This window comes from Vreelandella zhanjiangensis DSM 21076 (genome assembly GCF_000377665.1).
GTDB classification, from domain to species: Bacteria; Pseudomonadota; Gammaproteobacteria; order Pseudomonadales; family Halomonadaceae; genus Vreelandella; species Vreelandella zhanjiangensis.
The window spans coordinates 98,000-120,238 of sequence record NZ_KB898653.1; the positions used below are offsets into that span (position 1 = coordinate 98,000).

Sequence of the window (22,239 nt, forward strand, 5' to 3'; positions counted from 1 at the left end):
GGCACGTTATCCTTTGCGGTTTTTCATCTACAATCAGCCGTTTCTACGCGCACAACATGGATAGGCAGGTGGTGATGTTTGAAGTAGCGCTGTTTGAACCACGCATGGCGCCCAATACGGGTAACATCATGCGCTTGGTCGCCAATAATGGCTGTCGTTTGCACTTGATTGAGCCGCTCGGCTTTGATCTTGAAGAAAAAAAGCTGCGCCGCGCCGGGCTCGACTATCGTGACCTGGCCAATGTGACTCGTCATGCTGATTTTGCCGCGTTTCAAAAAGCCATGCCGGGGCGGCGAATCTGGGCAATTACCACCAAAGGCACGCGGCCCCACAGCGAGGCTGATTTTGCACCGGGAGATGTGCTGCTGTTTGGCTCTGAAACCGCCGGGCTTTCTGCTGAGGTGCATCAAGCGCTGCCAGACGCTCAAAAGCTGCGTATTCCCATGCAGCCCAATAACCGCAGCCTTAACCTTTCCAACGCGGTGGCTATTGTGAGCTATGAGGCGTGGCGCCAGCAAGGTTTTGCTGGCGCACTTGCCACCTGACTAGGCGGCAATGCCGTAGCGGTCGCGATAGGCGCGCACGGCTTCCGCGTAGGCGAGCATTTCACCACCGGCATGCTCTTCAAGGTAAGTGAGCACTTGCTCAAGGGTGACGATACTTACGACCGGCATGCCGTACTCAGACTGAACTTCCTGGATGGCACTTTGTTCGCCCTGACCACGTTCCTGGCGATCAAGGGCAATCATTACACCGCCGGCGCGGGCGCCGCTTTGCTCAATCAGACCCATGACCTCACGGATCGCAGTGCCCGCGGTAATTACATCGTCAATGATCAAAATATCGCCGGCAAGCGGCGCACCCACAATATTGCCGCCTTCGCCGTGGGTTTTGGCTTCCTTGCGATTAAAAGCGTAGGGCATATCCAGATCATGGTGGTCGGCAAGCGCTGCCGCGGTGACCGCCGCCAACGGAATACCTTTGTAGGCAGGACCAAACAGCACGTCGGCTTTCAAACCGCTGTCCACAATAGCCTGGGCATAAAAACGCCCTAGCTTGGCAAGTGCACGGCCCGTCTGGAACAAGCCTGCGTTGAAAAAGTAAGGACTCACTCGTCCTGATTTCAGCGTAAATTCACCAAACTTAAGAACGCCCTGCTCAATGGCAAAAGCAATGAATTCGCGCTGGTAGGTTTGTAAAGTGGTAGCCACGGCGTTCCTCATAAGGCAGTAGGGGTAAGTCGGCACGAAGGCAACAATAAAACACAGGTAAATAGCAAGAATTGGTTTGTCTATTTACCCAAACGTCTAAACGTCGGGTATCATACAGCAGCGACGCAAAAGGGACGATTTATGAAAATTGCCAGCATCAATGTTAATGGTATACGTGATGCCGTCGACCGTGGCTTCCTGGACTGGCTGGCTCAGCAGGACGCCGATGTGGTTTGCGTGCAGAACATCAAGGCAAAAAGTTTTGAATTGGATGATCATATTCTTTATCCGGAAGGCTATGAAGGCTATTTCCTGGATGCGGAAGAGGATGGTTTTTCCGGTGTTGGGCTTTACTGCCGTAAAATTCCCAAGGCGATCATGTATGGTCTGGGCTTTCCACAGTGTGATCACGAAGGGCGCTTTCTACAGGCGGATTATGACCGCTTCAGTATCGCTACCTTTCTGATGCCTGACGGAAGCGATCAGAAAGCCAAACAGGCGTTTATGGATCAGTACCAGGAATACCTGACGAAGATGTCGCGCAAACGGCGCGAGTACATCATCTGCGGTACCTGGAATATTGCCCATAAAACGGTTGATCTGGCCAACTGGTCTGATAACCAGCTGACGTCTGGTTTTCGCCCGGAAGAACGCGCCTGGATGGATCAGGTGCTCGGCCCAACAGGGTTTATCGACACCTTCCGCGAAATCAATCGCGATGCAGGTGAGTACACCTGGTGGCCGAAGCTTGACCAAGATGTACCGCGTAGCCGTCAGGAAGGCTGGCGGATCGACTATCAGTTAGTCGGCCCCAACTTCCGTCGTCACGTGGTCGACGCATGGATCGATAAAGAGGCGACTTTCTCCGAGTACGCCCCGCTAATTGTCGAGTACGATCTCGCCCTTTAAGCATCTTTCCCGCGTCGTCGTTACCAATGAGCCGACCCAGAGGTCGGCTCATTGCGTTGGCGATTAAAACGCTTACCCGCGAATACCCAGCGCTTCACGCTGGTGTTCACGCAGCTCGCTGCCCGCTTTTTCAGCTAGATCCAGCATGGCATTAAGCTCGGCACGGTTAAATGCACCCGCCTCTGCAGTGCCCTGTACTTCAATCAGCTCACCGCCTTCGGTCATGACCACGTTCAGGTCAGTATCCGCCTTGCTGTCCTCGGGATAGTCGAGATCCAGCACTGGCGCGCCTTTATAAATACCTACTGAAATCGCGCTCACCAGCTGCTTGAAGGGGTCGCTTTTGATTTTCTTCTCGCGCTGCAGGTAACGAATCGCGTCCACCAATGCTACGCAGCCACCGGTAATCGAGGCGGTACGGGTGCCGCCATCGGCCTGGATCACGTCGCAATCCACGGTAATCGTGAATTCGCCCATCTTTTTCAGGTCGACCGCCGCGCGCAGGCTACGCCCAATCAGACGCTGAATCTCCAGGGTGCGACCACCTTGCTTTCCACGTGTCGCCTCACGCCCGCTGCGCGAATGGGTGGCGCGCGGCAGCATGCCGTACTCGGCTGTTATCCAGCCCTGATTCTTGCCCCGCAGCCAACGCGGCACGCCCGCTTCGACGCTGGCATTGCACAGCACCTTGGTATCGCCAAACTCTACCAGCACGGAACCCTCGGCATGGCGGGTGTAATCGCGGGTCAAGCGAATTTCACGGAGCTGGTTGGCTTCGCGGCCACTGGGGCGAACAACATCAGGACGCATAGCACCTCACAATAAGCGCGTTATTAAGAAAAGGCCGCCATTGTACACGTCTTAACGTTCAAACCTGCGCTTATCGGGTAGACTGAGATAAATGCGTTTTTAACAGGATGAACCCATGGCCACTTCAAGTCGCGTACACAGCATGACCGCATTTGCCCGCACCGAGGAGGCCGCCCCTTGGGGCACGCTGCAAGTCGAAATTCGCTCTGTTAACCAGCGCTACCTGGAGCCCCATTTTCGCCTCCACGAAAGCCTGCGTGATCTTGAACCTGTTCTGCGTGAAACCCTGCGTACCCGCCTGGCACGAGGCAAAGTAGAGTGCAGCGTGCGCTTTGAAAGCGCTGAAACCGTGCAGGCCCCGGCGGTTAATACCACTCGCTTAGCCGCTATCGTTGAGGCACTCAATGCCGTGCAGCAGCAGGTGCCCAGCGCGCTGGCACCTACGGCGCTTGAGCTGCTAAATCAGCCGGGCGTAATGGAAACTCAGCACCTGGACCAGGATGCTATCAAAACGGCCGCCAAGGCGCTGTTTGACCAAGCGCTTAATGAGTTGATCGACGCCCGCGCCCGGGAAGGCGAAAAGCTCGCCGAGATGATCGCCACTCGGCTAACGGCGGTAAATGAGCAGGTCGCTACGGTTAAAAGCCTGCTGCCGCAGATTCTGGAACGCCAGCGCGCCCAGCTGCTGGAACGCCTGGAAATCGCCAAAACCGAACTCGACCCCCAACGCCTGGAAGCCGAGCTAGTGCTGGTCGCGCAAAAGGCCGATGTAGATGAAGAGCTCGATCGTTTAACCACCCACGTAGGTGAAGTCAGCCGTCAGCTCGCTGAAAAAGGCCCCAAAGGCCGCCGCCTGGATTTCCTGATGCAGGAACTTAACCGCGAAGCCAACACGCTCTCGTCCAAGTCCGTAGTGGCTGAAACGACCCGCTGCGCGGTGGAGCTGAAGGTGTTGATTGAGCAGATGCGCGAGCAGATTCAGAATATTGAGTAACGAATGTTTGCGCAATGTTTGTTAAAGTAACTGTTCTAGGGGGCTTACCGCTAATAGCGCTCATAGATCACCGTGAATTTAAGGCACACTACTGTTTGTTGCGCTTTTTATTCACCCATGTTGCTTTAAATAACGCTTGAGATCTGCACGCCATGCATGAGCATCATGCCTCCTACAGTTTTACGTTGGTGGCGCTATCGTTGGGTATTGCCACTATTGCGTCATTCACGGCACTGGATCTGGCGGGTCGTGTGCGGGCAAGTAAAGGCGTGGCGCGCCACCTCTGGCTCTTGGGCGGTGCTTTTGCCATGGGAACGGGCATTTGGGCGATGCATTTTATCGGCATGCTCGCCATGGAAATGGCGGCTAGCATAGCCTACGACATTACTTTGACGCTTTTATCGCTGATCGCGGCGATTCTCTCCTCAGCGCTGGCATTGGCCATTGTTCAGACAGGGCGGCTTTCCAGTCTCCGGTTGGCGCTTGGCTCTCTGGTCATGGGGAGCGGGATATGTCTGATGCACTATGTAGGGATGACCGCCATGCAAACTCAGGGCTCGCTGCGCTATCAGCCGAGCCTTTTTCTGGTGTCGGTGGTAATTGCCATTTCAGCCTCAGCGTTAGCGCTATGGCTCGCTTTCCAGCTCAATCCGACCAGCATTCGTCGACCACCATTATGGCAACGCGGCCTAGCGGCTCTGGTGATGGCCGTAGGCATCTCGGGTATGCACTACACCGGTATGGTGGCGGCTATCTACCCTGAAAACGGCATGTTGCCGGCGAACGGTGGTCTGTCTACTTATCCGCTCGCCATTACGGTAGCGTTGGTGTCGACCTGCATCATGCTTGCTGCTCTGATGATTTCGCTCTTCGATGCGCATATGTCGTCGCGCAATGCGCAGTTAGCGACTTCACTGCGTGAGGCCAATCTAGAGCTCAAGCACATGGTTTATCGCGATGCGCTGACGCAGTTGCCTAATCGACTGTTACTTGAGGAAAAACTTGATACACAGCTTGCGGCTCGTCTACCGGTGTTTGCGCTTTTCTTTGTCGATTTAGATCGCTTTAAGCATGTCAATGATTCACTGGGACATCATATTGGCGATAAGCTGATTCAACAGGCCGCCGCCCGGCTGCAAGCAGCGGTTCGCGAAATTGATACGGTCGCGCGCGTTGGCGGCGACGAGTTCATGGTGTTGTCGGGAGATAACACCAGCAGAGAGGAGGCCGCAGCACTGGCGAAGCGTATCGTCAGTACGCTGGATAAGTCTTTCTTGATTGCCAGCAGTGTCGTGAAGGTATCGTCTAGTGTAGGTATCAGCCTTTATCCCGAGCATGGCCAGGATAAACATGAACTGATGATTCACGCTGATGCCGCCATGTATAGCGCCAAACGGATGGGGCGCAATACGTTTCAGTTCTATGAGCCGGATATGGCGTCTCAGGAAGAGCGAAGCTTGCAGGTTGAAAGGCGCTTGCGCCTCGCCATTGGCACTGAGAGCTTGAGCCTTGCCTATCAGCCCAAGGTGGATGTCAAAACGGGACGCATCACCGGTGTAGAGGCGCTGCTGCGTTGGTACGATGAGGAGCTCGGTAACGTAACGCCGGATGAGATTATTCCCCTGGCAGAAGACACTGGGCTTATCTGGCCTATCGGCGAGTGGGTGCTTAACACCGCCTGCCGTTACGCTAAAGCGTGGGAAGATTCTACCGGCCAGGCCCTTCCCATGGCCGTCAATATCTCGGCGATGCAGCTCGATAATCGCCACTTTGTTGATATGGTCAAACGAGTGCTCAACGAGACCAGCTTGCCACCCAACCGCCTTGAGCTTGAGTTAACCGAGAGCGCTCTGGTGTTAAATCCGGATAGCGCGCTAGATACACTCAATGAGCTTAGTGATCTGGGGGTTGCACTCTCCATCGATGATTTTGGTACGGGCTACTCGAATTTGGCCCAGCTAAGGCGCTTTCCTATCAAGCGTTTGAAAATTGACCGTACCTTCATGTCCGATGCCGTCACTAACCTACAGGATGCTGCCATCGTCAAAGCCGTGGTAGCGCTGGCGCATAGTCTCGATTTACAGGTCGTGGCTGAAGGAATTGAGAACGAAGAACAGCTGGATTTAATCCGCCAACTGAAGAGTCATGAGTACCAGGGGTATCTGTGTAGTAAAGCGTTAACGGGTGAAGAGCTGACGAGCTTCTTTAAAAGTTACAAGCAAAAGCCAGCCTTGTGCTTGGATGTGTCATCTTAGGTGATGACAATAATATAAAGCTGCTTAGGGGCGCTATCGTCATTATCAGGTACCAGCGTAGGCGGCTGGTACGCGATGTGGGCTTCATATCACCTCTAATGCCAGAGGGGTTGGCAATTGAAGTGAGGGTGAGATAGGTTTATATCTGCGCACCGGACATCTTGAAAACCGGGTGCAAGCTTGCGGTCTCATGCCATTGCTGGTGAACCCCATACCCTGATTAATTGCGGCAGGCGTTTTTGTGTTGGGACTGATTGTTTTCTTGATAAGGCTTAAAAAGCTTTGATTGATGCTTTTATATTAACGTCATCTTTCAAGGTGGCTTCGGTTGATAGTGAAGCGGTTCATGAAGTCGGCTATTTACGGTACTTATCACTGTGAATCAGACAATATGTAGGTATTGTGAGTGTTGCTTTATTCCGGTGCCTGCTGTTGAAGCTGCTCAACAGCCTTCGCCCGCTCACGCTCCAACTCACGTTTGAGCTCTTCCTCGGAAGGCAAATACGGCAGATACTTCGCCGCAAACAGCTGCTTCTGATCAGCAAGTACTGAGTACTTCACCACGGCTTCGCTTTTCTCACTGCATAGCACCAAGCCGATGGTGGGGTTGTCATCGCTGCCTTTGCGCTGTTCATCGTATAGGCGCACGTAGGTATCCATCTGGCCGATATCCTGATGCTTGAGCTTACCGAGCTTTAAATCCACCAGCAAAAAGCACTTCAGTTTGAAGTTGTAGAACACCAAGTCGATGTAGAAGTCCTCATCATCAAAACGGAGGCGCTGCTGGCGCTCCACAAAGGCAAAGCCTTTGCCCAGCTCCAGTAAAAACTGCTGCAGGTTGCTGATAATCGCTTGCTCTAGCTGGCTTTCCTGGTAGGTTTTATCCTGCAGGTTGAGGAAATCCAGGATGTAAGGGTCGCGCAGGTAGTCCTTGGCGGTTTCCGCCAGCGGCTGGGTGTTTGCCTTTGCTTCCTGTTCTACCAGCGCCTTATCCTGACTGGCTAGCAGGCGCTCGTAGTAGAGGGCGCTAATCTGGCGCTCTAAAGCTCTCGCGCTCCAGCTTTGGTTGATGGTCTCTTGCAAATACCAGTCGCGGGCTTGGGCATTTTCCACCCGCAACAGGGTGCGGTAGTGGGTCCAGCTCAATTCGGTACGCACTGCGTTCCGTTTTGAATAGTTTTGATAAAACTGGCGCATATTACGTAGGTTGCGCACATCAAAGCCCTTACCCAGCCGTTCGGTTAGCTGTTTCGAAAGCTGCTGTAGCTGCTGCTTGCCGTATTCCGCACGGCTATTGCCTTGTTGCTCATGCTCGATAATCAAGCGGCCTATTTCCCAGTAGCTTTGCACCATGGCTGTGTTGACGGCTTGGCGCACCTGTCCGCGTGCTTGTTCTATCTGCTGGGTAATTGCGCTAACAAGGTCGCTAAAGGCCGCTGGGTTCTGCTCAGTCATAGGCTTAACCTCAGGCGTAATAAAAGATGGCAACTAGGTCGGCCTCAACAATAGCAAATTTTACCTGTGAAAATATAAGCGTAAGCCGCCGCTAAACTGACCGCTTGAAGAAGACATCAGCCGTTAAGCATTAGCCGATACGTAGATACGCACCCATCAATTTCCTAGAACGATCCAAAGAAAACTATTCGCTCCTCATCCTTTGGCTTAGGTTTTAAGCTAAAGGTAATCGTTAAGGAGTATTTTATGTCGGACTTATCCGTAAGCTCAGTTCGCCGCGTTATAGCGCTGCACCCGGCCCACCGTGATGATATCGGTGATTTAACCACTCGGCGGCCCCTGCCTGCGCGTCAGCTTGAGCAGCTTGATCCTTTTCTGTTTCTGAATCATCACGGCCCGCAGGTTTACCCGGCCAACAATCAAGGCTTGCCGTTTGGTCCGCACCCACACCGCGGCTTCGAGACGGTGACGTTTATTCTGGAAGGCTCGCTTGCTCATGCTGATAGCGCTAAGCACCAGAGCGTGATTCATAAAGGCGGCGTGCAGTGGATGACCGCGGGCAGCGGTATCGTGCATGCGGAAATTTCGCCGCCTGAGTTTTTACGTGACGGTGGCCCGCTGGAAATTCTGCAGCTGTGGATCAATCTGCCCGCGCGCCTGAAAATGAGCGAGCCGCGCTATGTGGGCTTACAGCAGGATTCAATCCCGGCGATTACGCTGCCGAGCGGCGCTGAGCTAAACCTGATCGCCGGGGAGTGGGGCGATACGCGCGGCCCTATCGAGTCGTTAACCAACGTGTTTATGTCGACACTTAAGCTGCCTGCCGGGTCGCGCGAGCAGTTGCCCGTTGCCTCAGGGCGGCAGGTGTTTCTGTATATCGTGAATGGCGACGTTACGGTGAGTGGTGAGCCTGCCAAGCCTCACCAACTGGTCGAGCTGGACCGGGATGGCGAGAGCATTGTGATTGAAGCCGCAAGCGACGCCCAGCTGCTGTTTGGTCATGGTGATGTCATCGACGAGCCGGTCTACTCCCACGGGCCGTTTGTGATGAATACCCGGGATGAGATCGTTCAGGCCGTCGAGGACTATCAGGCCGGAAAATTTGGTGGGCTGAGCGCTTAGTGGCTTTCGCCTTAAACCGGTTCGCCGCGATAGTAGTGCCACAAAAACAGCGAGCCCACGCTGCGCCAGGGCGCCCAGTGTTCCACAAGCTTTCGCGCCTGCTGGGGTGTGGGTTTGTCGTCAAGGCCCTTTAGGCGGCCTAATGCTACGCGCAGGGCAAGGTCGTCGGCGGGGAAGATGTCCGGGCGTTTGAGTGAGAACATCAGGTAGATTTCCGCACTCCAGCGCCCAAAGCCGCGCAGTTGGGTAATCGTGATAATCACTTCTTCATCGCTTAGATGCTCAAGCCCGTCGGCACTGAAGGTGCCTGCAAGTTCTGCTTCTGCAAGCCCCTTGGCGTACTCGATTTTGCGCCACGAGAGACCCGCATCGCGTAGTGCCTGACCTTCTGTGTCGATGACCGCCTTGGCGTGCAGCTCGGGCAGCAGGGTGTTCACCCGGCCCATAATCGCGCGGGCTGCTTCGGTGGAAAGCTGCTGACTAACGATGGTGGAGAAAAATGTCGCAAAGCCTTTGTCACGCACGCGTGGTGAAGGCGCACCCACCAGCGGAAGGGCGCGGGCGATATCCGGGTCAACCTTGGCTAACGCCTGCATGGCGTGTTCGATTGTTTCAGGGGTCATAAACGGCCTTCCTTATGTAGAACATCGATAGGCGTTGGTGTTTATTAAGCCTGCAAACCTGGGCGTGCTTCAATGGGTAGCTCGTTAAAGTGAAATATTCGCCTGCTAATATTTTGCTGAACATATTTATACTTTCGTCTAGTCTTGCGATCATTATCTGTTAGCCATTAGCAAGAGCAGCACGCTAGGCGTGCGTTGGGAGAAAAAATGCAAGAGTCGACCCAGGGGCTGGCGCGCAATCCGCGTCTGGCCGAATTCGCCTTGGCGCTAGGTGGGTTTGGTATCGGCACCAGTGAGTTTGTGATCATGGGGCTGATGAACCGCGTCGCGGGTGATCTGGCGGTCAGTGTGCCGCAGGTCGGCTACGCAATCAGCAGCTATGCGCTGGGCGTTGTGGTAGGGGCGCCGCTGATTTCCGCCCTGGCCGCGCGCGTGCCCAAGCGGGCGTTACTGATTGTTTTGATGCTGGTATTTGCCGTGGGCAATATTGCCAGTGCCATGGCGCCGGGGTTCTGGTCGTTTGTGGGGCTGCGCTTTATCGCGGGCCTGCCGCATGGCGCTTACTTTGGTGTGGCCGCGCTGGTTGCTGCGGGAGCCGTGCCGGTTGATCAGCGCGCCCGGGCCATTTCACGGGTCATGCTGGGCTTGACGACGGCCATCTTGATTGGCGCGCCGCTAGGCACCTGGGCGGGAAATCAGTTTGGCTGGCAGATCGCCTTTGTCGGTGTAGGCGTCATTGCCTTGCTGACAGCTATGTTGATTCGGCTATGGGTACCTGTACAACCCTTCGATGCACTGGCAAGCCCGTTGCGTGAGCTGTCGGCGCTGGTGAAACAGCGCGTGCTGGTGACGGTTGCGATTGCCTGCGTAGGATGTGGCGGCATGTTCTCGATTTTCAGCTACGTGATGCCGACATTGACGCAACAGGCGGGCATGAGCGAGGCACTGGGCCCGCTGGTGCTGGTGATTTTCGGCATTGGATCGATTATCGGTAATCTGGTCGGCGGGCGCATGGCTGACAAGAACCTGATGCGTGCTATTCCGCGCATCCTGATCTGGTGCGCCGTTATTCAGGGCGGGTACTACTTTGCCGCCGATTACGTCTGGTCAGGGCTCTTGTTTGTCGGCCTGGTGGGCACCTGTATGGCGCTTGCCCCGTCACTGCAAACCCGGTTAATGGATGTGGCGGGCAATGCTCAGACCATGGCGGCTTCGCTTAACCATGCGGCGTTCAACGGTGCTAATGCCTTGGGTGCCTGGCTTGCCGGGCTGGTGATCAGCGCAGGCTTTGACTGGTCGAGCACGGGGCCGGTTGGCACTGGTCTGGCGCTGTGTGGACTGGCTATTTTCTTCTTCGGAAAATGGCTTGAAAAACGTAGCCCTGAGCCGGTAGCCGCCCACGCCCGGTAGCGCGAAAGTGGCAAAATAGCCTAATCGTCTCTACTGTGTATAGGGTGCAACCCATAAGGAGGTGACCCCATGCATACTCAAATGACGAAAAAATCGCGTATTTTGACCCTCAGTGCTATTGCCGCATTAACGCTAGGCTTAGCAGGCTGCGGTACAACCACCGGTGAGCGTGCGGCCAGCGGCGCAGGTGTTGGCGCGGCGGTAGGCGCCGGGGCTGCGGCGGTAACCGGCGGCAGCATTGGTCAGGGTGCGGTGATCGGCGGCGGCGTTGGCGCAGCTACCGGTGCCGCGACCGACCGAGAAGATATCAGCCTGGATTAAGCGTTATATCCAGCACCGGCTATGATGCAACCGGTATGCAACCGCGTTAGCGAAATAGATGTTAACGAGATAGATGTTAACGACATAGCCTGAAGCCGCGCATGCCCATATGAAAATGATCGGCGTGCGCGGCGTTATAATCAGGCCCCAATACGTTACCAAACGTGCCGCAAGCCCCATCCCGCGCTGCCCGTAAAAATTCTCCAACGCTTCCTTCCTCATCCCAGTTATTGATCAGCGTAATGCGCTGTCCATTCTCGAATCGAAAGCCGATGACATCCAGCGCTTCAGCGGTCGCGTGTTCGCTGCGCCGGGCGTTTTCTCGGTGATAGATATTACGGCAGGCGAAGCTGCCCACGTGATCAACCTGGCGAACAGGGCTGCCCATTATTTCCTGGGCCGCAGGCTGTAACTCATGGCGTTCATACATCACCCAGGCAAGGGCCAGCGGGCAGGTGGCAACAAAGCTTTGGTTAAACCGTACGCTGCTGGACTGCATACGCACAACATTGGTGAGCGGGCAGCTTGCCGTGGGCGCGTAATCGGCAAGGGGTGTATAGCTAAGTTCGCCATCGGGCACGGTATCCAGCGCGGCCAGGCAGGCCTCTCTGTCACCGCTTAAACGTTTGATTTTCAGCTGAGTAATGGGAGTGATTGGGTCATCGACATAGAGAGGAGCCCACGGCGCCCAGTGGCGAGGGATTTCGATAATGCCTTTCTGTACGGCTACCCCAACGGCAATCAGCAATAATATAAACAGCGTGCTGCGCATCTAACCTCCTTGTGTATTCACGCAAACGCTACAGTCCACGCGGTGGGTGTGCGATACTGCGCACCTTTATAAACTTGTTGCTGGGCTACTTGTTTCGCCCACTATGTTTTTTAAGCCGTGTTTTTTAAACTAAGTTTTTTTAAACCATGTTTTCTTTTTCGCTAACTAGGGAAGCGCTTAATGTCCCAAGGTACGCTTTTTATTGTTTCGGCGCCGTCAGGTGCGGGCAAAACCAGCTTGGTTCGTGAGCTGATTGAAAGTCTTGATGGCATTCAGGTCTCGGTATCGCACACCACGCGTGCCAAGCGTGAGGGTGAGGTGGATGGTGTGAATTACCATTTCATCGACGTGCCGGATTTTGAGGCGATGATTAAGCGTGGCGATTTCTTTGAGTATGCCAAAGTCTTCGATAATTACTACGGCACGTCACGCAAGGCAGCGCAAACGCTGCTGGAGGCGGGGCAGGATGTGATCCTGGAAATCGACTGGCAGGGCGCGCAGCAGGTACGCGAGCAAATGCCGAACGCAGTATCCATTTTTATTCTGCCTCCGTCGCGCGATGAACTTGAGCGCCGCTTGGCGAGTCGCGGTACCGACGAGCATGCGGTAATCGCGCGGCGTATGCGCGATGCGGTTAGCGAGATGTCACACTTTAACGAGTATGATTATCTGGTGATTAACGATGACTTCACCACGGCGCTTCAAGAACTGCAGTCATTGGTGATCAGCCGTCGTTTAACGCTCGCCACTGTCAGCGAGCGGCACGCCCCGCTACTCGATGCGCTCTTGTCATAAGCGCCTAGCGTCGAGTAATCTATAAGGTCCTATCATCACACTTTTCGCTGGGTCGGTGACGTTATCCAACAACGTCGGCCCGGCGTTGTCATTACAGGAAGGCCCCCATGGCTCGCGTAACTGTTGAAGATTGTCTGGAAAATGTCGAAAACCGCTTCAAGCTGGTGATGATTTCCACCCAGCGTGCTCGTCAGCTGGCCCGCGGTTCGCGCGATGCCCAACTGGCCTGGGAAAATGACAAGCCCACCGTAATGGCGCTGCGTGAAATTGCTGCAGGTCTTGTCGATCACACCGTACTCGACGAGCCGGTTGAAGCACCTGTTCGCGCGCGCCCTGCTATGGCGCCCAGCGCTCAGATCGACGACTAAGGCTGAACGGATAGGGGCGCGGTAAATGTTCACCATTGATGACCTGGCCGATCGACTCGGCGGCTACTTACCCTCGGACGAGATCCAGCAGGTCAAACGCGCCTTTTACTACGCCGAGCAGGCCCATGACGGCCAGCGTCGGCGTTCAGGCGAGCCCTACGTTACCCACCCGCTGGCGGTCGCCAATATTCTGGCCAATATGCACATGGACCATCAAAGCCTGATGGCGGCCATGCTGCATGATGTCATCGAAGATACCGGCGTTTCCAAGAAAGCCCTGGCGGCCCAGTTTGGCAAGCCCGTGGCGGAGCTTGTCGATGGCGTTTCCAAGCTGACTCAAATCACTTTTGAAGATAAAGCCGTGGCTCAAGCGGAAAATTTTCAGAAGATGGTGTTGGCAATGTCGCGGGATATTCGCGTCATTATCGTCAAGCTTGCCGACCGGCTGCATAACATGCGCACCCTCGGCGCGCTCAGGCCGGATAAAAAACGCCGTATTGCCCGTGAAACGCTGGAGATATACGCGCGTATTGCTGGCCGGCTGGGTATTAATACGATCCGCATCGAGCTTGAAGATCTCTCCTTTCAGGCGATCCACCCCATGCGCTCAGAGCGCATCAAGCGGGCCGTAGCCAACGCGCGTGGCCATCGGCGCAGCGCCATGCGTGAAATTCAGGCATCGCTACAGCAAAGCCTGGATGACGAAGTGCTTCAAGGCACGGTGGTGGGACGGCAAAAGCATCTGCTGTCGATCTATAAGAAAATGCGCGACCAGCGTAAGCCGTTTGCAGAAATCATGGACGTGTTCGGGTTTCGTATCATTACCGAGGACGTGGCCAGCTGCTATCGCATCCTGGGCGTGGTGCATAACCTGTATAAGCCGGTACCGGGACGTTTTAAAGACTATATTGCCATCCCCAAGGCCAACGGCTACCAAAGCCTTCACACCACGCTGTTTGGGCCGCGCGGCATGCCGATCGAAGTCCAGATCCGCACCCGCGAAATGGAAGCCATGGCCAATAACGGCATCGCTGCCCATTGGCTTTATAAAGCAGGACAAACGACCCATCCGATTGCCGAAGGCAGCCACGCTCGGGCTCGCGCCTGGGTAAAAGGGCTTCTGGAAATGCAGCGCCATGCGGGTAACTCGTTGGAATTTATCGAACACGTCAAAAACGACCTGTTCCCCGACGATATCTACGTGTTTACCCCCAAGGGCGACATCATGGAGCTGCCTCAGGGCGCGACGGTGATCGACTTTGCCTACAGCGTACATACCGATATCGGCAATAACTGTATTGCCTGTCGTATCGACCGTCACTTGGCGCCGCTTTCAACGCGCCTGGAAAGCGGTCAGACGCTTGAGATCATTACCGCGCCCGGCGCACGCCCTAACCTTGCCTGGCTGAGTTTTGTATCCACCGCCAAGGCGCGCTCGGCCATTCGTCATGCCCTGAAGCATCAGCAGCAGACTGAAGCGATTACCCTGGGCCGTCGATTGCTTAATAAGGCGCTCACACCTTTTGAAACCAGCTTGGAAGAGCTTGATGAGAATCTGCTCAAGCTGGCGTTTAAAGAATTGGATGTGGCCTCCCAGGATGCGCTTCTAGAGTCGCTGGGATTAGGCAACCGTATGGCGCACGTAGTGGCCAGACGATTAGTCGATATCGCTCACGGCGGGCGTCACGATGCTAACTTTGCCGCGGTTGATAGCGGCAAAGCCGTGCTGATCAGCGGCGGTGAAGGCATGGTGATCAACTTTGCGCGCTGTTGCCATCCTCTACCCGGCGACCCGGTGCTTGGGCATCTCTCCATGGGCAAGGGGCTTGTCGTTCACCGCGCCGAGTGCCGCAATCTTATTGAGCATAAAAACGACCCGGACAAGCTGTTCACCCTGGAGTGGTCTGAAACCATTGATGAAGACTTCCCGGTGGCGCTGCGAATTGAAATTGAAAGCCGCCGTGGCCTTGTGGCCGAGCTTGCTGGCCTTGTCACCGATGCCGACGCCAATATTGAGCGTATCGGTATCGAAGAGCGCGATGCGCGTCTCTCTACGGTCAATCTAACCCTGTCTGTAAAAGGCCGCGTTCATCTGGCGCGCATTATAAAGCGTATCCGTAACTTGCCTAATGTAAGCAAAATTACGCGTATGACCAATTAAAGCCGCTATCCTGTCTGGCTGAATCGCTATCGCGCATCAGCCATGCCGTGCTATGGCGGCAAGTCATTACATTCTAATAAAAATATTATATAAATAAGCTAGTTAGATAATTAACGCTAAATAACTATTAATGTTAAAACTAATGCTAAGAACTCAGGAGCAAAACATCGTATGAGCAACAAAGCCGTTATTAATACCGATAAAGCCCCCGCCGCGATTGGCCCATACTCGCAGGCCATTAAAGCCGGTAATACGGTCTATCTTTCTGGTCAGATTCCGCTGGACCCAACCACCATGGAGTTGGTGTCCGAAGATTTTGAAGCGCAGGCGCGTCAGGTGTTTACCAACCTGAAAGCGGTATGCGAAGAGGCGATGGGATCGCTTAGCGATGTGGTTAAACTGAATTTGTATCTGGTCGATCTGGATAACTTCGCCATCGTCAATAAAGTGATGGAAGAGTTCTTCTCCACACCGTTCCCGGCCCGCGCCGCGGTGGGTGTGAAGGCGCTTCCCAAAGGCAGCCAGGTAGAAGCCGAAGCCGTTATGGTTATCGGTGATTAATACGCCGTAAAAAAACCGGCCAGACGCAATGGTTAGCGTCTGGCCGGTGTGTATCTAACGTTTACTTATCCAGCGTTTATGTATCTTTCACGCTGCTGTGCGCTTGTAGTGTTCAGGCTTTCTGAGGCTTTAAAAAGCCGCCCTCTTTGAGTATTTGTGCATATCCTTCACGGTAGCTTGGGTAGCTAAACTGGTAGCCAGTTTCGAGAATACGCTGGTTGTCACAGCGCTTGCTGGCCCGACGGCGCAGCGGCGACTGCATGGTATCGGTAGATTCCACCTTGAGCTGCTTACCAATCCAGGCCATCACGTTATGCATGGTGACCGGCTCGCAGTCGCTACCCAGGTACAGATTCGCAAGCGGCTGGCCGCTTTCCTGAATGCGGATCAAGTGGGCCAGAATACCGGTACAGTCGTCCCGGTGAATGCGGTTGGAGTAGATAACCGGCGTAACGGCGGCGATACGGCCTTCCGCTACCTGATGAATCAAGCGGTCGCGGCCTGGGCCATAAATCCCTGAAAAGCGCACAACGGTGCCGGGTAGCGGGTGATCAAACAGCATCTGTTCGGCTTCACACATCAACATGCCGGAGAAGCTGGTGGGGCCAGTGGGGCTCTCTTCGTTGACCTCTTCGCCTTCCTGCTGGCCATACACGCTGGTCGACGATACGAAGAAGACGCGGCGCGGCGGCTTTTCGTGCTGCTCCATCACGCTCAGCACCCGCTTCAGGCCTTCTGGGTAGGCACTTTGATAAGCGCTTTCTTCAAAGCGGTCAGCGCTTACGCTATAAATTACGTAGTCTGCCTGGGGAAGTGCAGATGCGTTGGTTTCATCAAGTTCGTTAAGGTCAAGCGCCAGGGGCTCAATGCCTGTGCCTTTTAATGCCGCTGTTTTACGACGTACGCCAATGACGCGATGTCCCTCATCAATTAACTCGCGCCCTAAGGTAATGCCAAGATCCCCACAACCGATAATCAGTACAGTTAGCTTCACCTTATCCACTCCTTTTGATAAAAATTCCCTATTGGATACAAAGTCCCTGCGAGATATGACATCGTCAGCAGGGTTTGCTTATCCTTTTCCGTCCCGCTGACTGCCATGATGTTAGTCACGAGCTGCTACGAGAGGATGCCCACTGGCGCCGTTATGACTTTAACAGAACTTCGCTACATCGTAACCCTTGCCCAAGAGCGCCACTTCGGTCGTGCGGCTGAACGCTGCCATGTATCGCAGCCAACGCTTTCTGTGGCGGTGAAAAAACTTGAAGAGGAACTGGATATACCGCTGTTTGAGCGCTCCAAGTCCACGATTCAGGTAACCCCACTTGGCGAGAAGATCATCGCTCAGGCCCAGCGTGTGCTGGAGCAAAGCCGGTTGATTTATGAAATGGCCAGTGCCGGTAAAGATCAGCTCTCGAATCCGCTACGCATCGGGGCTATTTACACCATCGGCCCGTATTTATTTCCGCACCTGATTCCCGCACTTGCCAATATTGCGCCGCAAATGCCGCTGTATATTGAAGAAGGTATGACCGGAACGTTACGTGCTAAGCTAAAAAACGGTGAGTTGGATGTCATTATTGTGGCGCTACCGTTTACTGAAACCGATATTGTGACCAAGCCTATTTACGAAGAGCAATTTGAAGTATTGATACCGGCAAACCATCGCTGGGTTGAGCGCGAGGCTATTCGTAAAGAGGAGTTGCTGGAAGAGCGCCTGCTGCTGTTAGGTGAAGGCCACTGCTTTAGGGACCAGATTCTTGAAGCGTGTCCGGCGATTACCCAAAAGCTTAATAACCCGAATAACACCTTGATTGCCGAGGGCGGGTCGCTGGAAACCATTCGCCATATGGTGGCGTCACGGCTAGGGATTACCGTATTGCCGCAGTCAGCATTAGGAACCGATCAATATGAAAATGCCATGCTTGAGAGCCGGCCCTTCGTCGACCCAGCCCCTTCACGGACGGTGGCGATCGCCTGGCGGGCCAGCTTCCCGCGCCCTAAAGCGATCGACGCCCTAGTGGATGCCATCAGCCAGTGCCAACAGCCTGCCCAAAAGGGTAAAGCGCACTCATGAGCGATCTTAACGGGCCCGTTACTGCGCTCAAAGGCGTCGGTGAAGCGTTAGCGCTCAAGCTTTCGCGGCTGGGCATTGAACACGTTAGTGATCTGCTTTTCCACCTGCCGCTGCGCTACCAGGACCGTACCCGGCTAACGCCGATCGGCCTGCTACGCGCCGGCCAGGAAGCCGTGATCGAAGGTGAGGTGACCGCCTCGGATGTCGTCAAGGGGCGGCGTAGAAGTTTGTTGATACGCCTGCGCGACGGCAGCGGTATTTTAAGCCTGCGTTTTTTTCACTTTTCGCCTGCTCAACAGCAGCAGCTACGCCCAGGCGTTTCGGTACGTGCGTTTGGTGAAGCGCGGGCCGGGGCCACCGGGCTTGAAATTTATCACCCCGAGTATCGCTTGAATACGGCAGGTGAAACGCCGGTCGATGAGTATTTTACCCCGATCTACCCCACCACTGAAGGCTTGAACCAAGCCCGCTTGCGGGCATTGACGCAGCAGGCGCTTGGCTTACTGGATAGCGCGCCTGAAGCGCTGCCCGATGTTATCCCTGACGCGCTGCGCCAGCGCTTTCACCTGCCTGGGCTCCACGCCTGCCTGCATTTACTGCATCAACCCCCGCCTGATGTGGATATTGACAAGCTTTCCAGCGGCCAGCATTCCGCCACGCGCCGCCTAGCGCTGGAAGAGCTTTTAGCGCATCAGCTTAGCCTGCGAGAAGTTCGCCTGCGTATCCAGGCCGACGGCGCGCCGGAGCTGCCTTCCGGGCGCGGCCTGCAGGCGCGTTTTTTAGCCCAGCTGCCGTTTGCCCTAACGGGTGCCCAGCAGCGCGTGCTTGAGGAAATTACCCTGGATTTAAGCCGTCCGGCGCCCATGCTGCGCCTGGTACAGGGCGATGTGGGGTCGGGAAAAACCGTGGTGGCCGCTATGGCCGCGCTAGCCGCGCTTTCCGGCAATTGCCAGGCTGCCATCATGGCGCCTACCGAAATCCTCGCAGAGCAGCACTACCGGGCGTTTAAAGCCTGGTTTGAACCACTGGGCATCGAAGTCGCTTGGCTTGCAGGCAAACTGAAGGGCAAAACCCGCCTGGACGCCAAGGCCGCGATTGCCGATGGCCGTGCGCGCATGGTGGTCGGCACCCACGCGCTGTTCCAGGATGACGTGCATTTTCAGTGCCTGGGGCTGGCGATTATCGATGAACAGCACCGCTTTGGTGTCCACCAGCGCTTGGCGCTGCGCGAAAAAGGCGAAGCGGGCGGGCTAACCCCGCACCAGCTGATCATGACCGCTACACCCATCCCGCGTACGCTTGCCATGAGCGCCTATGCGGACCTGGATGTTTCGGTCATCGATGAGCTTCCGCCAGGGCGTACCCCGGTTAAAACCGTGGTGGTAGCGGATGAGCGTCGCCCCGAAGTCGTCGAGCGGATTCGCAATGCCTGCAGCGATGGCCGCCAGGCTTATTGGGTATGTACGCTGATTGAAGAGTCCGAAGCGCTGCAGTGTCAGGCCGCGGAAGTCACCAGCCAGGAATTGACGCAAGCGCTGCCCGAGCTTGCCATCGGCCTGATTCATGGGCGCATGAAGGCCAGTGAAAAAGCTGAAGTGATGACCGCCTTTAAAGAGGGCGAGCTGGATCTGCTGGTCGCCACCACGGTGATTGAAGTGGGGGTGGATGTTCCCAATGCCAGCCTGATGATTATTGAAAACCCCGAGCGTCTGGGACTTTCCCAACTGCATCAGCTGCGCGGACGTGTCGGCCGGGGAAGTACGGAAAGCTTCTGCGTACTGCTTTATCATCCGCCGCTTTCCAAAAGCTCCCGCGAGCGCCTGAGCGTAATGCGTGAAACCACCGATGGTTTTCGTATTGCGGAAAAGGATCTGGAGATTCGCGGCCCGGGCGAGGTGCTGGGCACCCGGCAGACCGGCCTTGCGCAAATGAAGATTGCCGACCTGGAACGCGATGCCGACCTATTGGAGCGCGTGACCGCGCTTGCCTCCGAGCTGCAAAGCGAGCCGCAGATTACCGCAGTACTGGTGCGGCGTTGGCTAGGCGAGGCCGCAGGGCGCTACGGGCAGGTGTAGCGGCCTGCGGTGAAGTTTTACACCTTGGCACTAGCGCTGGTGGCATCTTCGATAGCGGCTGGCGTGCTGGTCAAGCGGTTGGCCGCTTCGCCCAGAGGCGCCAGCTGTTCGGCAATCAGGCGTAGCTGGCTTTGAATGGGCCGATACAGTGTCAGCGCGTTCTCTTCTCCATCTTCACGGTGAACGCTCTGCTCGTTTAGCTGCGCGAGTAGTTCGCTTGCCTGATCATCCAGCGGGGCGATGAACTGGCGTTTATCCAACTGCTCGGACAGTTGCCCCAGCAGTTCGCTGATACGCTTGGCAGAAGGCATCGACGCCGCGTCTTCTTCATCTTCCGCCAGACGATGGCGGTGGGCGCCCAGCGCTGAGAGATGGCTCAACAGCGTATTGGAAAGCACCAGAAAGCGCAGGCCATTATCCGCATCCTGTTTACGGTAGTGCCCCGGCTCATGGAGCATATTGGTCAGCAGCGTGGAGAGCGCGGCATCGGCGTTATGGGCGTTACGCCGAGCCAGGCGGTAAGCCAAATCATCCTGCTTGCCCTCTTCATACTGATGAACAATTTCATCCAGGTAGAGCCGGTGGCTGGTAATCGCCTTTGCGGCTTCACGGTAAAGCCGACGGCCCTGCCAGTCGGGCAGGATGAAAAACACCGCTAAGCCCGCAATCAGCGAACCAATCAAGGTATCGAACAGGCGTGGCCAGATCAGGTTAAAGCCATCGCCTACCTGGTTAAAACTGCATAGCACCAGCAATGTAATTGAGGCGGTGGCGATCACATAATGTCGTTCACGGTTGGCAAAGAAAGAAACGCCCGCCGCCACCGCGATGATGCTCTGAATACTGGGTTGGGGAAACAGGCTAATCGATACCCAACCCGCCGTTAGGCCAAGCACCGTGCCCAGAATGCGCTGAGAAAGAAAGCGCCGCGTGGTGGCAAAGTTAGGCCGACAAACAAACAAAGTGGTCAGCAGAATCCAGAAGCCCTGTTCCGGGTCCAGCCATTGCAGCAGGCCGTAACCTACCATCAGCGCTGTCGTGAGACGTACCGCGTGACGAAAGGTCGGCGAGCCCAGGGTGATATTAATCCGTACTCGCCGCCACGCTTCCAGCAGGCTGGAAGGCGAGCGGTCATAAAGCGCGATATCGCGACGGTCGTCGGTAGTATCCGGGTTATGCGCACTGGCAATCTGCGCTTCAAGCGTTGCGAGGTTGCTGGCGAGTGCGTTAAGCGGATGCAGCAGAGCGCGCCACTCGGGCTTGCCGCGTTCACTCAAATTATCGATGGAAGCTCTCAGGTCAGCCAATGCCTGTTCGCTCTGCTGGTGATCAAAGGGCCGGTTAAGCAGTAGCGATTTGGCCAACTGACGGCAGGCGCGGCCCTGCTGATCCAAAAGCCGCTGACAGCGAAACAGCACATCGTGATGGAAAAACGCTTCGGTGAGGGCGCTATAGGGGTAGTGGGTTGAGCTTGCCCGCTCGTGAATGTCCTGAGCGATAAAGTAGATGCGCAGATAGCGGTTAAGTTTTTGACTGCCGCGCTGGCCTTCCAGGCGACGAAAAATCATCTCTTTGGCCTGATTGAGTGCATCTACCACTTTACCGTTCTGGCGCGCCAACGCCACTCGGCGAGCCTCGACATCGGCGCCGCGTACTGGCTCAAACAGGGCCGATTTGAGTATCAAAAACTCGCCTAGTGCTTTATAGACTCGGGCCATGCTCTGCTTGACGGGCTGGCGGGAAAAAAGCGCGCACCAGATAACCGAAATAACCCCGTACCAGGCGGCGCCCGCTAACAGCAGCAGCTGGCGAGACGCCACGTCGGCATCCACGCCGCCGTGCTGCTCAATATTGATCATTGAGTAGATCGACAAAATCAGCGTGCCGGAGGCAATCGTGGCGTACCGCTGCCCGATAGCGCCCAGCATGATCAGAGTGAAGGTGGAGGTTCCCAGCCCTAGCGCAAATAGCCATGGCCAAGGGAAAAGCCACTGCACGATAAATGAGGCCGAGGTAAAACATATCAGCGTGACTAGCAGCGCCTGTAAGCGGCCCTGCCAGCTGTCATCGGTTTCGGAAAGGGCGCAGGCGATAATCCCTAAAAAAAGCGGGATAACCAGCGCTACATCGCCCATTATGCCGCTAAACAGTAGCGCTGCGCTGAACGCGATAAAAACGCGCAGACTATAAGCAAACTTATCGAGGGTCCAAAGACGCCGAAGCGGCAGTGAAATAGGCATAGATGCTCTTGTTGTGGGTCACTGTTAGACTTTAGTATAAACGCTAAGCTTGGTTCGTTGCTATGACTTGTGGCTTATCT

20 protein-coding genes are annotated in these 22,239 nt (G+C 55.4%); 13 read left to right on the plus strand and 7 right to left on the minus strand.

The features are described 5' to 3' along the window. The first annotated feature begins 74 nt into the window (after positions 1 to 74). Positions 75 to 545 carry a tRNA (cytidine(34)-2'-O)-methyltransferase gene (locus D467_RS0115525; RefSeq protein ID WP_018918454.1) on the plus strand — a complete coding sequence of 157 codons (471 nt, stop codon included), beginning with the start codon at positions 75 to 77 and terminating at the stop codon, positions 543 to 545. On the opposite strand, the gene pyrE is transcribed toward D467_RS0115525, so the two are convergent. After that, positions 546 to 1,211, minus strand: a complete 666-nt coding sequence (gene pyrE / locus D467_RS0115530; RefSeq protein WP_018918455.1) for an orotate phosphoribosyltransferase — start codon at positions 1,209 to 1,211, stop codon at positions 546 to 548. Between the two features lie 141 nt (positions 1,212 to 1,352). On the opposite strand from pyrE, the gene D467_RS0115535 reads away from it, so the two are divergent. Continuing rightward, complete coding sequence (locus tag D467_RS0115535; protein ID WP_018918456.1) at positions 1,353 to 2,120, plus strand: exodeoxyribonuclease III; 768 nt, start codon at positions 1,353 to 1,355, stop codon at positions 2,118 to 2,120. 72 nt (positions 2,121 to 2,192) lie between these two features. Here D467_RS0115535 and rph read toward each other — a convergent pair whose 3' ends face one another. Continuing rightward, positions 2,193 to 2,930, minus strand: coding sequence for a ribonuclease PH (rph, locus tag D467_RS0115540; protein ID WP_018918457.1), 738 nt, complete (start codon positions 2,928 to 2,930; stop codon positions 2,193 to 2,195). Between the two features lie 115 nt (positions 2,931 to 3,045). Here rph and D467_RS0115545 point away from each other — a divergent pair, with 115 nt between their 5' ends. Together D467_RS0115545 and D467_RS0115550 are read left to right on the plus strand one after the other, a co-directional pair. Next, a complete protein-coding gene (locus D467_RS0115545; RefSeq protein ID WP_018918458.1) occupies positions 3,046 to 3,924 on the plus strand; it encodes a YicC/YloC family endoribonuclease in 879 nt (292 codons plus the stop codon). A 152-nt stretch (positions 3,925 to 4,076) separates the two neighbouring features. Next, complete coding sequence (locus D467_RS0115550; protein WP_018918459.1) at positions 4,077 to 6,179, plus strand: putative bifunctional diguanylate cyclase/phosphodiesterase; 2,103 nt, start codon at positions 4,077 to 4,079, stop codon at positions 6,177 to 6,179. Between the two features lie 414 nt (positions 6,180 to 6,593). Here the strand turns inward: D467_RS0115550 and D467_RS0115555 are convergent, their stop codons facing one another. Next, the gene (locus tag D467_RS0115555; protein WP_018918460.1) at positions 6,594 to 7,634 is read right to left on the minus strand and encodes a PDDEXK nuclease domain-containing protein; all 1,041 of its coding nucleotides are present in this window, start codon (positions 7,632 to 7,634) and stop codon (positions 6,594 to 6,596) included. Positions 7,635 to 7,880: 246 nt separating this feature from the next. Here D467_RS0115555 and D467_RS0115560 point away from each other — a divergent pair, with 246 nt between their 5' ends. Continuing rightward, on the plus strand, positions 7,881 to 8,756 hold the full coding sequence (locus tag D467_RS0115560) for a pirin family protein (RefSeq protein WP_018918461.1): 876 nt from the start codon (positions 7,881 to 7,883) through the stop codon (positions 8,754 to 8,756). 11 nt (positions 8,757 to 8,767) lie between these two features. Here D467_RS0115560 and D467_RS0115565 read toward each other — a convergent pair whose 3' ends face one another. Beyond that, positions 8,768 to 9,379 (minus strand): DNA-3-methyladenine glycosylase family protein, encoded by a 612-nt coding sequence (locus D467_RS0115565; RefSeq protein ID WP_018918462.1) that lies wholly within the window; start codon positions 9,377 to 9,379, stop codon positions 8,768 to 8,770. A gap of 207 nt (positions 9,380 to 9,586) precedes the next feature. Between D467_RS0115565 and D467_RS0115570 the strand changes: the two genes are divergently transcribed. Both D467_RS0115570 and D467_RS0115575 read left to right on the plus strand, forming a co-directional pair. Continuing rightward, positions 9,587 to 10,789 (plus strand): MFS transporter, encoded by a 1,203-nt coding sequence (locus D467_RS0115570; protein ID WP_018918463.1) that lies wholly within the window; start codon positions 9,587 to 9,589, stop codon positions 10,787 to 10,789. A 69-nt stretch (positions 10,790 to 10,858) separates the two neighbouring features. After that, positions 10,859 to 11,110: a YMGG-like glycine zipper-containing protein gene (locus tag D467_RS0115575; RefSeq protein ID WP_018918464.1), complete on the plus strand. Its 252-nt coding sequence runs from the start codon at positions 10,859 to 10,861 to the stop codon at positions 11,108 to 11,110. Positions 11,111 to 11,186: 76 nt separating this feature from the next. Here D467_RS0115575 and D467_RS0115580 read toward each other — a convergent pair whose 3' ends face one another. Continuing rightward, positions 11,187 to 11,882, minus strand: a complete 696-nt coding sequence (locus D467_RS0115580) for an extensin-like domain-containing protein (RefSeq protein WP_018918465.1) — start codon at positions 11,880 to 11,882, stop codon at positions 11,187 to 11,189. A gap of 180 nt (positions 11,883 to 12,062) precedes the next feature. Here D467_RS0115580 and gmk point away from each other — a divergent pair, with 180 nt between their 5' ends. The 4 genes from gmk to ridA all read left to right on the plus strand — a co-directional run bounded on the left by gmk (position 12,063) and on the right by ridA (position 15,767). Then, positions 12,063 to 12,677 (plus strand): guanylate kinase, encoded by a 615-nt coding sequence (gene gmk / locus D467_RS0115585; protein ID WP_018918466.1) that lies wholly within the window; start codon positions 12,063 to 12,065, stop codon positions 12,675 to 12,677. Positions 12,678 to 12,784: 107 nt separating this feature from the next. After that, a complete protein-coding gene (gene rpoZ, locus D467_RS0115590) occupies positions 12,785 to 13,045 on the plus strand; it encodes a DNA-directed RNA polymerase subunit omega (RefSeq protein ID WP_018918467.1) in 261 nt (86 codons plus the stop codon). A 25-nt stretch (positions 13,046 to 13,070) separates the two neighbouring features. Next, positions 13,071 to 15,206 (plus strand): RelA/SpoT family protein, encoded by a 2,136-nt coding sequence (locus D467_RS0115595; protein WP_018918468.1) that lies wholly within the window; start codon positions 13,071 to 13,073, stop codon positions 15,204 to 15,206. 171 nt (positions 15,207 to 15,377) lie between these two features. Beyond that, on the plus strand, positions 15,378 to 15,767 hold the full coding sequence (ridA, locus tag D467_RS0115600) for a deaminase RidA (RefSeq protein WP_018918469.1): 390 nt from the start codon (positions 15,378 to 15,380) through the stop codon (positions 15,765 to 15,767). A gap of 112 nt (positions 15,768 to 15,879) precedes the next feature. Here ridA and D467_RS0115605 read toward each other — a convergent pair whose 3' ends face one another. Beyond that, positions 15,880 to 16,761, minus strand: coding sequence for an SDR family oxidoreductase (locus tag D467_RS0115605; protein WP_018918470.1), 882 nt, complete (start codon positions 16,759 to 16,761; stop codon positions 15,880 to 15,882). A 153-nt stretch (positions 16,762 to 16,914) separates the two neighbouring features. Here D467_RS0115605 and D467_RS0115610 point away from each other — a divergent pair, with 153 nt between their 5' ends. After that, a complete protein-coding gene (locus D467_RS0115610; RefSeq protein WP_018918471.1) occupies positions 16,915 to 17,844 on the plus strand; it encodes a hydrogen peroxide-inducible genes activator in 930 nt (309 codons plus the stop codon). After that, positions 17,841 to 19,919: an ATP-dependent DNA helicase RecG gene (recG, locus tag D467_RS0115615; protein WP_018918472.1), complete on the plus strand. Its 2,079-nt coding sequence runs from the start codon at positions 17,841 to 17,843 to the stop codon at positions 19,917 to 19,919. Before D467_RS0115610 ends, recG begins: the two co-directional genes overlap by 4 nt. 17 nt (positions 19,920 to 19,936) lie before the next feature. On the opposite strand, the gene yccS is transcribed toward recG, so the two are convergent. Next, a complete protein-coding gene (gene yccS, locus D467_RS0115620; RefSeq protein WP_018918473.1) occupies positions 19,937 to 22,159 on the minus strand; it encodes a YccS family putative transporter in 2,223 nt (740 codons plus the stop codon). Between the last annotated feature and the right edge of the window lie 80 nt (positions 22,160 to 22,239).

Excerpts from the sequence above, each read along its gene's own strand:
- D467_RS0115525 (WP_018918454.1), top strand. The coding sequence starts at position 75 with ATGTTTGAAGTAGCGCTGTTTGAACCACGCATGGCGCCCAATACGGGT.
- D467_RS0115535 (WP_018918456.1), top strand. The coding sequence starts at position 1,353 with ATGAAAATTGCCAGCATCAATGTTAATGGTATACGTGATGCCGTCGAC.
- rph (WP_018918457.1), bottom strand. The coding sequence starts at position 2,930 with ATGCGTCCTGATGTTGTTCGCCCCAGTGGCCGCGAAGCCAACCAGCTC.
- D467_RS0115545 (WP_018918458.1), top strand. The coding sequence starts at position 3,046 with ATGGCCACTTCAAGTCGCGTACACAGCATGACCGCATTTGCCCGCACC.
- D467_RS0115550 (WP_018918459.1), top strand. The coding sequence starts at position 4,077 with ATGCATGAGCATCATGCCTCCTACAGTTTTACGTTGGTGGCGCTATCG.
- D467_RS0115555 (WP_018918460.1), bottom strand. The coding sequence starts at position 7,634 with ATGACTGAGCAGAACCCAGCGGCCTTTAGCGACCTTGTTAGCGCAATT.
- D467_RS0115560 (WP_018918461.1), top strand. The coding sequence starts at position 7,881 with ATGTCGGACTTATCCGTAAGCTCAGTTCGCCGCGTTATAGCGCTGCAC.
- D467_RS0115565 (WP_018918462.1), bottom strand. The coding sequence starts at position 9,379 with ATGACCCCTGAAACAATCGAACACGCCATGCAGGCGTTAGCCAAGGTT.
- D467_RS0115570 (WP_018918463.1), top strand. The coding sequence starts at position 9,587 with ATGCAAGAGTCGACCCAGGGGCTGGCGCGCAATCCGCGTCTGGCCGAA.
- D467_RS0115575 (WP_018918464.1), top strand. The coding sequence starts at position 10,859 with ATGCATACTCAAATGACGAAAAAATCGCGTATTTTGACCCTCAGTGCT.
- D467_RS0115580 (WP_018918465.1), bottom strand. The coding sequence starts at position 11,882 with ATGCGCAGCACGCTGTTTATATTATTGCTGATTGCCGTTGGGGTAGCC.
- gmk (WP_018918466.1), top strand. The coding sequence starts at position 12,063 with ATGTCCCAAGGTACGCTTTTTATTGTTTCGGCGCCGTCAGGTGCGGGC.
- rpoZ (WP_018918467.1), top strand. The coding sequence starts at position 12,785 with ATGGCTCGCGTAACTGTTGAAGATTGTCTGGAAAATGTCGAAAACCGC.
- D467_RS0115595 (WP_018918468.1), top strand. The coding sequence starts at position 13,071 with ATGTTCACCATTGATGACCTGGCCGATCGACTCGGCGGCTACTTACCC.
- ridA (WP_018918469.1), top strand. The coding sequence starts at position 15,378 with ATGAGCAACAAAGCCGTTATTAATACCGATAAAGCCCCCGCCGCGATT.
- D467_RS0115610 (WP_018918471.1), top strand. The coding sequence starts at position 16,915 with ATGACTTTAACAGAACTTCGCTACATCGTAACCCTTGCCCAAGAGCGC.
- recG (WP_018918472.1), top strand. The coding sequence starts at position 17,841 with ATGAGCGATCTTAACGGGCCCGTTACTGCGCTCAAAGGCGTCGGTGAA.
- yccS (WP_018918473.1), bottom strand. The coding sequence starts at position 22,159 with ATGCCTATTTCACTGCCGCTTCGGCGTCTTTGGACCCTCGATAAGTTT.